The organism is Enterococcus sp. DIV1767 (genome assembly GCF_050542585.1).
GTDB lineage: Bacteria > Bacillota > Bacilli > Lactobacillales > Enterococcaceae > Enterococcus_D > Enterococcus_D innesii.
Map to the genome: position 1 here is coordinate 2,145,888 of NZ_CP172936.1, position 12,540 is coordinate 2,158,427.

The window sequence follows — 12,540 nt, forward strand, 5'->3', positions numbered from 1 at the left end:
ATCCTTTTACTCAAATCAATTTGAATGAGGAGAGATAAAATGATCCAACTTGCTCGCTTGATCTTTTGGGTACCAGTCATCTTTTTTTCGTTAGGATTGATCATCGTAACGAAACGATTACCGCGTTTCACATGGGTTTCCTTATCCATCACGGTTTCTTTAGTGATCTTTGTTTGTAAGATTTTAGAGTATTCCTATGAGATGGCTGATGCACTGTTAATCTTTTATTTCCTAGGATTTTTGCTTTCCGCTAGTCTCCTCGGCTATATTTTTTACTTACGAACTAGAAAACGTTGACTGGTAGTTGCTGACTACACACTTACACAGGTCGTGCATTCAGCAACTAAGCACACGTAGCTCCATCAAATATGCGGTTTCTTCCAATAGTTCCAACCACCAGCATCCCCTGAAAAGTTTTTTTTATTGAGGACTCTGATTCTATCCTCAAGCATACTCAGTTACTCTGTTAGATTTTGAACTTAAGTTCAATGACATGCCAATCGTTTGTCTATCCCCTTCTTTCAAGCGATCACTACTCCCATAAGCACCTTGCCTCCTTGATAGATTAAATATATAATCAAATTGTAATTTAAAACACACAACAAAAACCGCCAACACTCTTGAAAGGAGCGTGCTCTATGAATTGGCTCACCTTTATTATCCAACCACTGACCCTGTTGTTTTTTCTTACAGTATTCTCTCTTGTCTATTTGATGCCCGAATCCGTTGTGCCTAAATTAAAAATGAAAAAATGGGCGTTGACTGTTTCATTGATCTTTCTAGCATGGCAGCTGCTAACCCCCTTTCTCTTCTTTTTTTACTGAGCACAACAAAAAAGCGGCTCTCTTTGGTGAGAGCCGCTTTGGTTTATTTTTTAATCCGGTAACAAACTACCGCCATTGGTAGCAATGACTTCTTTGTACCAGTAGAAACTATCTTTACGGGAACGGTCAAAGCTACCGTTTCCTTCATCATCCGCATCTACATAGACAAAGCCGTAACGTTTCGACATTTCTGACGTTGAAGCCGAAACTAAGTCGGTACAACCCCAAGGCGTATAGCCCATCAATTCCACACCATCTTCGATTGCTTCATACATTTGTTCGATATGTGCCTTCAAATAATCGATGCGATAGCTGTCATGGATCGATCCATCCTCTTCCACCGTATCCAAGGCACCTAAGCCGTTTTCAACAATAAACAATGGTACTTGGTAGCGGTCGTACAAATTATTCAAAGTCACACGCAAGCCGATTGGATCGATTTGCCACCCCCAGTCAGAGGCTTCCAAGTAAGGATTTGATTCGCCTAAAGAAAAGTTTCCGGCAGTTGCTTCGCCACCTTCTTCAGGATTGTGGCGGGCAATAGAACTCATGTAGTAAGAAAAGGACATGAAGTCAACAGGGTATTGCGCAAGAATATCTAAATCGCCGTCTTCGAAGGTCACTTCGATGCCATTTTCTTTAAAGAAGCGCTTCGTATATGCTGGATATTTCCCACGAACTTGGACATCAGAAAAGAAGAGATTCTCGTGATCACGCTTGATTTCTTCCATCACATCTGCTGGATTTGGTGTTGCTGGGTAGGCTTGCATTCGTGCCAACATCATTCCTACTTTGATGTCAGGATTGATCTCGTGGGCAAATTTTGTTGCTAAACTAGAAGCCACAAATTGATGATGCACAGCTTGATACATGTCAGAAAGGTTTTGCGTGCCATCTTCGGATAATAAGGCACCGCCAACATAGCCAGAGATCCCCATGATATTGATTTCATTGAAGGTCAACCAGTATTTGACTTTGTCTTTGTAACGGGTCAAGACGGTTTCTGCGTATTTAACAAACAAATCGATTACTTGACGATTTTTCCAGCCGCCATAGTTTAACGCGATCCCAATAGGTGTTTCGTAGTGAGAGAGGGTCACTAAGGGTTCGATCCCATATTTTGCACACTCATCAAACACATTGTCATAAAATTGCAAGCCTTCTTCATTTGGCTGAGCATCGTCACCATTTGGAAAAATTCTTGACCAAGCGATGGATAGACGGAAGGTTTTGAAGCCCATCTCTGCGTACAAGGCGATATCTTCTTTGTAACGATGGTAGAAATCTGATCCCCAACGTTTTGGATACAAGCCTTCTTTGTCATTTAAAGCAAACAAGACTTTTTCCCGGGTCATTGGTGCAGCAAATTCTGCCATGTTTTTGCGGTCTTCTGGTTTGACAGCAATCGCTGTATCGGATGTCGCTGGACCACGTCCGCCTTCGTTCCATGCTCCTTCAAATTGGTTGGCTGCAGTGGCGCCGCCCCATAAAAATCCTTTTGGAAATTGTTTTTCTGTCATGATTAGCCTACTTTCTTTTTTCTCATTGATCGGCACAGTGGATCAGCAAGAAAGCAATCTTACTGATCCAACGACGTGCCGTTAAACCTATTTATTTTATGACTTCAATCAAATCGTCCTTCGCTGTTACTTCTTTTGACTGTGTCGTTTGGATGTCACTATAGTCGCTAGAGTTCGTGACGATGACTGGTGTCAGCAAGGAATAGCCTTCCGCGCGAATCGCCTCTGTATCAAAAGAGATCAATTTTTGACCGGCTTTGACTTTGTCTCCTTGGTTGATGTAGGCAGTAAAGTGATTGCCTTCAAGTTCCACCGTATTCATGCCGATGTGGATCAATAGTTCTGTTCCATCTTCTGTCACTAAGCCGATGGCATGTTTTGTTGGAAACAAGATTTTGACTTCTGCATCTGCTGGCGCAGTGATTTCACCGATCGCTGGTTCAACGGCGATCCCTTTTCCCATAGCACCTGAAGAAAAGACTTTGTCTTCCACATCTGCTAATGCAACCACTTGACCGGTTACTGGGCTTTTGACTGTTTCATCTTTGACGCTGGCAGAAACGGTTTTTGCTGCTGGTGCTGGCGCTGCTGGTGTTGCTTGTCCGTCGACTGGTGAATCAACAGTTGTATACAATGTTGGTACTTTCAACAACATCATGATGATAAAGGATGCCACGATCGCAATCACTGTACCGATGGCTAAGTGAATGACGCTATGGAAGCTGCCTGTTGCTGGATCGATATATGCAGGATACAAGAAGATCCCCATACCACCCATTGCGTAGCCAGTGACATTAAAGATCGACAAGTAGATACCGACGAAACCTGAAACTAAACAAGAAACGATAAATGGTGTTTTCATTGGCAACGTGTACCCGTAGATCGCAGGTTCAGTCACACCGAAGATCGATGAGATCAACGCTGGCATTGCGCCTTGTTTGACTTTTGGTTCTTTCGTTTTCAACCAAATCGCTGCTAACACACCCGTTTGCGTGAAACATGGTAGCACTGCGGCGGTCAAAATAATCGAAGAGCCGTTTTGCGCCATATCCATGATTGCCAATGGCACAAGCCCCCAGTGAAGACCAAACATTACCAATACTTGCCATAATGCCCCTAAAGCAAAGCCGTAAATGATTGGGCTGAAATCATAAACCGCTTGGAAAGCAATACCGATCCAGCTAGATGCTGTATTTGCGACTGGGCCTACCACAAAGAAGGTCAACGGCACAGTGATCAAAATCGTTACAAAAGGAACCACAAACATTTTGACTACATCAGGTGTAACTTTGCGCATAAACTGTTCAATTTTCGAAGCGACAAAAATCGCTAAAATAATCGGCAGTACGCTGTTAAAGTAGCCCCCTGCTGGTAAGGTCAAGGTTAGACCGAAGACTTTGCTCGCTTCAGCAACGCTTTCTGCTAAGCCCGGATAAACCATCGCCCCTGCGATCGCCAAAGCCGTATAGGTATTCATCTTGAATTTCTTCGCTGCGGTCACGGCTAAGATCATTGGTAAGTATTGGAACAAACCATCGCCTAGGGTATTCATTACCACATAGATACCATTGGTCGCTTCCATCCCTGTCGCTGCAAGTAATGCCGTAATTCCTTTTAAGATACCGGCTGCCGCTAATGGACCTAAGAACGGTTGAAACAAACTTGAGATGACATCGATAAAGCGATCAAACAAACTGCCTTTCTTTTCGTCACCTTCATCGATATCAAGGCTGCCACCATCGGCTAATCCGCCAACTTTCAACACCTCATCATAGACATCTGGTACATGATTGCCGATAACCACTTGGTATTGTCCACCTGCTTTGACGACTGTTACAACACCGTCACGTTTTTGTAAGTAATCGGTATCGGCTTTGCTTTCGTCTTTTAAGTGGAACCGCAAGCGTGTCACACAGTGTTTTACAGAAGAGACATTTTCTTTGCCGCCAACGTGGGCCAAAATGTCTTGTGCTAATTCAGTATATTTTGCCATTTTGATTTCTCCTTTTTAATAGATCATTTAATAAAAATAAAAAGACCGGCCATTTCTACAATAAACAAGCAAGAGTATCACCCATAAAAAACGAGACGGGTCTCCTCAACGAGTATTGTAAGAAAGTGCAGGTCTTGCCAGCCGAACTGTAACGAATCCATTTCCATTCTTAAGTCAATTTTGAGTGAGCGGCTAAGTTGCCGATATGCAGAATCAAATACATCAATTCCATATCGTTGACATGCCAGCCCTTTTGTTCAAATAAGTATTCTTTGATCGAATCTGCGGTTTCTTTTTCTTTCGGATAGCTGCTGAAAGCCAAGGCAATCATCGGATTAGCCAATACTGGCTCTTCTTTTTCTTGACTTTGTCGAATTAAATAATAGCGAATGTGGGTCACAAACCGTTGGAAGTAGGAAGAATTCTCATCGTACTCGATGTTCATGCTATACTTAACGATCCGTAAAATATTGTTGGTCAACTCGGTGTGCTCATAGGCACTTTGATTGGCGCTTTTTTCAATTTGCGCATTGACGAAATGCAAGGTAATAAAAGCAGCTTCTTCTTGTGAAAAATCTGGGTACAGCTCTTTGCGGATCAACTCCACCGCTTGAAGACTGACCGCATATTCTTTGGCGTAAATCTTCTTGATTTCCCAGTGCATGGGATTGGTCAAAACAATGTCTTGCTTTTGACGACTGATGGCAAACAAGATATGATCCATCAGTGTGAAATAAACATTCGGATTGAAATCGGTTCCAACACTTTCCCGAAAAAGACGCACGATTTCATAAATCACGGCCATTTGTTTTTCGTCAGCCTTCGTCATGACTTTCGACATATGTTCCACTGTCAAGTCATCTTCTGGGTAGTATTTTTTTTCGATTCGCTCAGCCGGAATCAGGTCACCCGGTTTCGTTTGAAAGCCGATCCCTTTTCCCATTAGGATCACTTCAACTTCATCTTCTTTTGAAAGTACAACATTGTTGTTGATCCTCTTGATAATCTTCACGAACGATCCTCCTTGATCAGCATAGCCCGCTCAATACCATACATGGCTTGTCTTCTATGCAGAAGGTCTTTTATTTTTTTCTCTGAATTGCCCCTAAGTGATAAGAATACTAACTGTACCATACAATGATGCAAAAATTATTCAAACCTAGCTGGCAGTTCATTGGCGCTCCTCTTCTCCCCTCCTTCGATGATCAATGACTGGATCTTACCTTGGAACCGGTTCTTTTTTAGCGAATAGAAATTATTGAGCAAAAAAAGAAGACCAAAGCAAAAAAGTGTACAACCCAAGAAAATTTTGGGTAATCAACGCACTTTTTTCCTCTGGTCTTGCCTGCCGAACAGTAACGAATCCAGTAATGAGAACACTCTCGTGTTCCGTTGAGATAATAGTACTCATTCTGAGAAAAAATGTCAACACTTTTTTTGCAAACGTTTTTCTTTTTTTGTTTTTGACTTTTTTTCACTATCTTTCTCACTGAATTTATTGTCTAGCTTTGGTCTTTTAGTTCACTTGAAATAAACGGTTTACTGTATAGCACAATTAGATCACAAAAAAACCGTAATCTTCGTGCATTACGGTCATAGCTGGAAGTATGATGCTTGAAAGACGATCAATCACAAAGAATCAGAAAATTGGGGAAGGTCTGGTGCATGACAGACATTCAATGGGACTGACCACCTTGCGCGATTCATGCGTTTCATGACTTCCACAAACGAAAAGGTCTCTTTGAGCGGGGGAATCAATCAAATAACCTTTCGATTCTTCAAGATCTTCTCTTTCCTGCTTAGAATGTTCGCAGTTCGCCGCGTAAAAAGCAGGAGCTAAACGAAATTTCATTCATCAATCTGTCACTGATTATTCAATGACAAGTATCTAAATGAAAGCCTGTACTAGTTTTTAAATGGGTTGATTTCCCAAGGACCAAATGGTTCAAATTCCATGAAAAACGACCTCCTTTATTATTTGCTATACCCTATTATATTTGATAACATGTTATTAAAATCACATTGTTCAGAAATGCGTCACAGTTAAGGAGGTCCCCCATGAAACAGCAAGGCTCTTTAATCAAAAAACTGCGCACAGATCGCAAAATCTCGCAAGCCAGGCTTGCCGAAGGTATTTCCTCTCGTACCACCCTTTCTTCTTTCGAAAATCGTAAAACAAACCTCTCTTCACAAACCCTGTTTGATTATTTAGATAAGATGAATATCACAGTTCATGAGTTTAGTCTGCTTCTTGACAGCGAAGCCACGGATCAAAAACGACAACTCGTACAAGACTTCTATACCCGTTATTATGACAGAACACTCACCCTTGATTACTTGACGAGCCTAGAAGAACGTTACTTTGAGACACAAAATTTTTTTTATTATTCTTTGTATATCCAAGGCCTGTTACTGCTCAATCGAGAATCATTTCTTAAGAATCAGCAAGCGTATTCGAAAGAAGTTGAATTAGTGAAGCAATATTTGTTCGATATCGAAACATGGGGACGCTTTGAACTGAATCTGTTCTCCAATTTGTTATTTATTTTTGACCAAGAAACCATCAGCTATTATTTAGACCATGGAATCAAAAAAATTCTTCGCTATGCCAATGATCCCTTTTATGCAAATCTGTTAAGTGTCGTGATCTTAAACGGCTGTGCATTCGCCAGCGAGAATAAGGATTCCTACTTGCTTAACAAGTTTCTGCTCTTGTCTCATCCCTTGCCTAATACACCTCTTTATTTTTATTTAAAAATCCATCAAGTGTTGTATCAAGAGATCTATTCGTACTTACAATCTTCTCAATTAAACAAAGAAGTGTTAAGAAACAGCTTAATCGTTATCGAACAAGCCGGGTATCAGAATCATAACATCGATTTAAAAAATCTGATTTATGCTGTGACGAGCATCTCCATTTAGTTTTCAGCGCTTCGTGCTTTCCTATACTCCCTGTCTGCCATCTAAGGGACGTTTTTTCAGACAAGCATACTCTATACTTCTACACAAAAAACCAGTTAGGCCCATAGGCCTAACTGGTACTGGTAAGGGTCCGTCTGTCAGAAAACAGAGTCTGCGACTATTCTTATGGTTTAGTTTCCCGATTAACGAGATTCTGAAGTAACCCCAATAGTCGCCCATGGGTTATGATCTGGATCATATGCCCAAGTGAAGTTTGCGACCCGATCAGAGATCGGCAATACTTGGTTACGGTACAAGGTTGGAATAGCAAATGCTTCTTCAAATGCATATTCTTGCCACGCGTCAAATGCTTCTTTACGTTTTTCTTCATCGAATGAATCATTTGAATCGATAGCAGCTAACAACTCTGTATTACGTTCAGACTCGTAACGAGTATAGTTAAAGGCTGAGTTTGGTCCCCATAAGCTAGTTGGTGATGGATCAGAACCAGTAGACCAAGCAGCTTGGAAAACATCGATATCTGGATCATCATTTTTCAGTTTGTCGTAGAATGCTTGGAAGTCAATCAAACGTCCTGTTGAGTATTGAACATCCAAACCGATTTCTTGCCATTGCTGAACATAGTAGTCTGCCAATGGTTGCGCCACTTCTCCACCCGACATTGAAGCAAAATTAATGGTCAATTTATTGCCATCTGGATCTTCACGGAAGCCATCGCCATCCACATCAATAAAGCCAGCATCATCTAAGAGTTGATTTGCTTTATCCATATCTAAGTGGTAGCCTTCCAGTTCTGAGTCGTGCAAACTACCATAAACTGGCGGGATCAATGTTGTACCATTTGAACGCAAGCCATGGTAGAAACGCTCACCAATCGCATCATTATCGATGGCATAGCCCATTGCTTGACGCAATGCTTTGTTGGCCATTTTTGCGTTTGGATCAAAATCAACACTATTTGTTTCGTCATTCCATGTTCCTAAATTAAAACCAAGATACGTATAGGATTGTTCTGGACGACCTAACATTTGGTAGCCATCCATATCTTGATACGTATCGAAGGTATCTGTTGGCATTTTCAATACTAAATCATATTGTTTTGCATTTAGGGCTTCATTGATTGATGCAGATGGTACATTGCGCATCACAATTTTTTCTAATGTTGGTGTTCCGCCATAATAATGTTCATTTGGAACATACTCTACGGTTTCACCAGGTACAATATTACTCATTTTGTAAGGACCAAAACCAACTGGATTCGTTCGTACAGGATCACTAGAAGGCATATCTGCTACTTCAATACCTTCAAATGTATGTTTTGCTAGTGCAGAATTCCAGACTGCTCCACCAGATTGTTGCATACCAGGATGCATTTCTTTAAATTCAATTTCAACAACTTTATCACTGACTGCTGTAATTCCCGAGATGGTATCCGCTTCTCCGCTATGGTATTCTTCCATTCCGACAATATTCGTAAAGGTATTATCGTAACGAACGCCATCATAATCTTGATGACCAATGACTTCATAAGAGAAAATAACGTCTTCGGCTGTGACATCTACCCCGTCTGACCATTTTAGTTCATCACGTAATGTGATCGTCGCTTTATTGTTTTCGACATCCAAGTCTAAGTCTGCAGGTCCTCCATCAATAATCTTGAAGTCCTCATCTTGTAAGAATAGATATTCATGACTTGGCAACATAAAGTCACGGTCATAGGCATCCTGATAGAACTCCCATTGGAATAATCCTTGGAACTGGGTGTCCATTACAACAGCAACGTCTAGAACGCCACCTTCAATCACTTCATCATCATTGACTACCGCTAACGGTAAGGTGCCGATATCTGATGCTGCCGCGTCTGATGAAGACTCTCCTGTATCTGTGGCTCCTGTTCCACCTTCATTACTTTGTCCGCACGCACCTAAAACAAGCGCTGCCAATAAAGTGATCATGCCAAACTTCGTTTTCTTCATACTCTTCCTCCTTATTTAAATCCCCTCATTTATGATTCACTGATAAAAAAACCAAGCAAACAGTTTTTTTTATCTTAAAATGGCTTTTTTATTAGAAAATCTGAACGAGATTAACTAAATTATAACAATTTTCGCAAAATTCTTTCTGTCAATAATTTCACTAGGTAATGAAAATATTGAAAAAACCGCTAGAATTCTTACTAAATCGCTATTATTTTTCTCTAAAAATTCTTAATTTTTTCTTTTATTCAAACTATTCTTCTCATCTTCCTTAAAAATGAGGCTGCCGTAAACTGTCAGGAAACCCTTCTTTGATGAGAAAAGATGTGATACTATGAAAAAAAGGAGCGTTCATTGAAATTATGTCAGACAAACGAATTTTCTTACAAACAAAATCGAAACCTTTCGCACCCATTTCGCAGCTCTTAACCCAGCGCTTGCTTTTGGCGTATAGCATCGTCTTGATTCTTATTGGCTTCTTCGCCTCGCCTCCCCAAGCATTGTGGCAAGGATCGTTGGCCATTTTGAATGCCCCTAGCAATTTGATTTCAGATTATTTTGCAATCGGCAATCTTGGAAGCGCCTTTTTAAATAGCGGCTTATTGACCTTGATCAGTATCCTATTGGCTAAAAAGCAAGGAACCATTATTAGTGGTCCGATGATCGCTGCTTTCTTCACCATATCCGGCTTTTCTTTTTTTGGAAAAAACCTCTTTAACTCGATCCCCATTCCCTTGGGTGTCTACTTATATTCTTACATACAGCAGCGTCCTTCTACCCAATATTCACTGGTTGCTTTATTTGGCAGTGCAGCCTCGCCAGTCATTAGTTACTTAGCATTTGGCTTAGGATTACCTTTACCACTAGGAATCGCGTTAGGTTATGGGGTTGGCGTTTTGATTGGCTTAACATTGCCACCTCTGGCAGCACAATTTTTGCAATTCCATCAAGGATTTTCTTTGTACAATATTGGGTTTGCCACTGGAATTATTACCATGTTTTTCACTAGTTTTTTACGCTTGTTCGACATGGAGGTCTATTCAAACAAACAATTGACGACTGAATACCACTATTACTTGACGGCTTTCTTGCTCATCCTTTGTTTCTCCTTGTTTCTTATCGGTTATTTTTTAAACCACCGATCTCTCAAAGGCTTAAGAGACCTCTTCAAAACATCAGGGAAACTAATGACTGATTATGTCACGATTTTTTCTCTTGGCGTCACCATGATGAACATGGCAATGATGGGGCTCTTGATGCTAGTCTTTGTTTTTCTGCTCCAAGGCGAACTTTCTGGTCCCCTATTAGGGGCAGTGCTGACCGTGATCGGCTTCAGTGCCTTTGGGAATCACTGGAAAAATAGTTTACCTGTCATGATCGGTGTAGTTTTAGCAACCAAAGTCGGTTTGACATCTGATATATCGACCTTCAGCTTATTGTTAACAGCGATCTTCGGCACAAGTCTGGCTCCTATCAGTGGTTACTATGGTCCGATAGCTGGTGTCTTAGCTGGAATCGTCCATGCAGCGCTAGTCACCAACATCACCTATTTACACGGTGGATTGAACTTATACAATAATGGTTTTTCCAGTGGATTTGTAGCAGCAGCAATGGTACCATTGTTAGATGAATACCAACAAATCAGAAGGCGGAGAAAAAATGATTGAAAAAGAACGGGCACGACGAATCGTCGATGAAGTGGTCACCTACTTTTTGTCCCATGACTGTCAAAAGATAACAAGTGAGATGGCCTTTGAAGCAGAGGGATTCAAAGCAGTCGTCGAAGGTCCTTTCCCAGAGCAGCCCTCTGATTTAGAACATTTTATTGAAATGCTAAATACCCCAAGAGACAGTACTTTAGAAAACTATTATGTTGAATTATTAGGCGGTCACCAAACGATCCATGAAGAAAAAGACTACTATTTACTGGGTTTGATGATCGATGAAGCCGCCATAATGTATGATGAGGGACACTTAGTCGTTGAACTGTTTCGCAAAAAATACAATTGAAGAGCAATTAGCATAAAACGTTTCTGCTTTGTGAACCCCACAATTCAGAAACGTTTTTTGTTCGTTCGTCGTGACAAAATTGAAAGTTTATTGATAGATTTTTCACACTACTTTTCAGAAAACTAGCGTTATACTTTCATCATAATAAAAAACGAGGTGACCTATTGATGAAAAAATTTTTGATTGGACTGGCAGTTGTCGTACTTGTTGGATTCGGTGCATTGCAAATTGCTGAATCAGTCATCATGGGAGGCGATAGCTATTATGTTCAAATCACGACAGATGGTGAAAAAACGACTTCTAAAGATGACAACGGTAATGTCTTTACCCAATACCACTATGAATTGCCTGGATATGACGAAAATGGGAAAAGCAAAACCCTTGATTTCAATGGCTTCCAAGAGCGTCCTTTGCGTAAAGAAGCCTATCTAAAACTTACTTGGAATGAGAAAAAAGGCGTGACTAGCTATGAAGAGGTCAAAGAAAAAGATATTCCAGCGAAAGCATTAACTCAATTAAAAGGAGCGTAACTCAATCATGGAAAAAATTATTCAAGCAAATGAACTGACCAAAGTTTACGGAAAAGCCAACGAAAAACAAACCGAAGCCTTAAAAGGCATCAGCTTTGATATTGAAAAAGGCGAATTTATCGGAATCATGGGGGCTTCTGGTTCAGGAAAATCTACCCTACTAAATATTCTCTCAACCTTGGATCATCCAACAAACGGTACGATCCGCATCAACAACAACGATATCACGAAACTTAAAGGCGATGCCTTAGCAGATTTTCGCAGCCGCGAGATAGGGTTCATCTTCCAAGATTTTAATCTTTTAGAAAACTTAACAGCGTCAGAAAACATTGCCGTTCCCCTATCATTGCAAGGAGTCAAACCAAAAATGATCCAACAACGGATCAAACTTGTTGCAGAACGTTTGTCTATCACCCATATTCTCGACAAATATCCAGCAGCAATCTCCGGTGGGCAAAAACAACGGGTGGCAGCTGCTCGAGCCTTGATCACAGAACCAACGATTCTTTTTGCCGACGAACCCACGGGTGCCTTAGATTCAAAAAGCGCCAAAGATTTGTTGAATATGATGGATGATTTGAATACCAATGACCAAGTATCGATTTTATTGGTGACCCACGATCCTCTTTCCGCCAGCTATTGCCAACGTATTTTATTTATCAAAGACGGAAAGATCCATCAAGAAGTTAAACGAGAGGATCAAAGCCGCGAAGAATTTTATCGCAAGATCCTTGTCATTCTAGGAAACTTGGAACAATAAGGAGG

General features: G+C 40.8%; 11 protein-coding genes. 7 read left to right on the forward strand and 4 right to left on the reverse strand.

All coding sequences use genetic code 11. The features are described 5' to 3' along the window. Window positions 1-39 precede the first annotated feature (39 nt). Window positions 40-297 carry a hypothetical protein gene (locus tag IGI78_RS10320; protein ID WP_086292114.1) on the forward strand — a complete coding sequence of 86 codons (258 nt, stop codon included), beginning with the start codon at window positions 40-42 and terminating at the stop codon, window positions 295-297. A gap of 341 nt (window positions 298-638) precedes the next feature. Next, the gene (locus IGI78_RS10325; protein ID WP_081117991.1) at window positions 639-824 is read left to right on the forward strand and encodes a hypothetical protein; all 186 of its coding nucleotides are present in this window, start codon (window positions 639-641) and stop codon (window positions 822-824) included. Window positions 825-874: 50 nt separating this feature from the next. Here IGI78_RS10325 and IGI78_RS10330 read toward each other — a convergent pair whose 3' ends face one another. From IGI78_RS10330 to IGI78_RS10340, 3 genes are all read right to left on the reverse strand, one after another. Further along, window positions 875-2,344, reverse strand: coding sequence for a glycoside hydrolase family 1 protein (locus IGI78_RS10330; protein WP_140964983.1), 1,470 nt, complete (start codon window positions 2,342-2,344; stop codon window positions 875-877). A 91-nt stretch (window positions 2,345-2,435) separates the two neighbouring features. Beyond that, window positions 2,436-4,337, reverse strand: a complete 1,902-nt coding sequence (locus IGI78_RS10335; protein ID WP_195264942.1) for a beta-glucoside-specific PTS transporter subunit IIABC — start codon at window positions 4,335-4,337, stop codon at window positions 2,436-2,438. A gap of 169 nt (window positions 4,338-4,506) precedes the next feature. Beyond that, complete coding sequence (locus tag IGI78_RS10340) at window positions 4,507-5,349, reverse strand: PRD domain-containing protein (protein WP_077454571.1); 843 nt, start codon at window positions 5,347-5,349, stop codon at window positions 4,507-4,509. A 1,046-nt stretch (window positions 5,350-6,395) separates the two neighbouring features. On the opposite strand from IGI78_RS10340, the gene IGI78_RS10345 reads away from it, so the two are divergent. Continuing rightward, on the forward strand, window positions 6,396-7,259 hold the full coding sequence (locus IGI78_RS10345) for a helix-turn-helix domain-containing protein (protein ID WP_142424393.1): 864 nt from the start codon (window positions 6,396-6,398) through the stop codon (window positions 7,257-7,259). A 182-nt stretch (window positions 7,260-7,441) separates the two neighbouring features. Here IGI78_RS10345 and IGI78_RS10350 read toward each other — a convergent pair whose 3' ends face one another. Next, on the reverse strand, window positions 7,442-9,235 hold the full coding sequence (locus IGI78_RS10350; protein WP_081117987.1) for an oligopeptide ABC transporter substrate-binding protein: 1,794 nt from the start codon (window positions 9,233-9,235) through the stop codon (window positions 7,442-7,444). Between the two features lie 362 nt (window positions 9,236-9,597). On the opposite strand from IGI78_RS10350, the gene IGI78_RS10355 reads away from it, so the two are divergent. The 4 genes from IGI78_RS10355 to IGI78_RS10370 all read left to right on the forward strand — a co-directional run bounded on the left by IGI78_RS10355 (window position 9,598) and on the right by IGI78_RS10370 (window position 12,535). After that, window positions 9,598-10,902: a DUF1576 domain-containing protein gene (locus tag IGI78_RS10355; RefSeq protein ID WP_081119313.1), complete on the forward strand. Its 1,305-nt coding sequence runs from the start codon at window positions 9,598-9,600 to the stop codon at window positions 10,900-10,902. Beyond that, window positions 10,895-11,245, forward strand: a complete 351-nt coding sequence (locus IGI78_RS10360) for a hypothetical protein (protein WP_077454575.1) — start codon at window positions 10,895-10,897, stop codon at window positions 11,243-11,245. The genes IGI78_RS10355 and IGI78_RS10360 overlap by 8 nt, the downstream gene beginning before the upstream one ends. Window positions 11,246-11,412: 167 nt before the next feature. After that, window positions 11,413-11,775, forward strand: a complete 363-nt coding sequence (locus IGI78_RS10365) for a YxeA family protein (protein WP_077454576.1) — start codon at window positions 11,413-11,415, stop codon at window positions 11,773-11,775. 7 nt (window positions 11,776-11,782) lie between these two features. Then, window positions 11,783-12,535: an ABC transporter ATP-binding protein gene (locus tag IGI78_RS10370; protein ID WP_081119314.1), complete on the forward strand. Its 753-nt coding sequence runs from the start codon at window positions 11,783-11,785 to the stop codon at window positions 12,533-12,535. The last annotated feature ends 5 nt before the right edge of the window (window positions 12,536-12,540 follow it).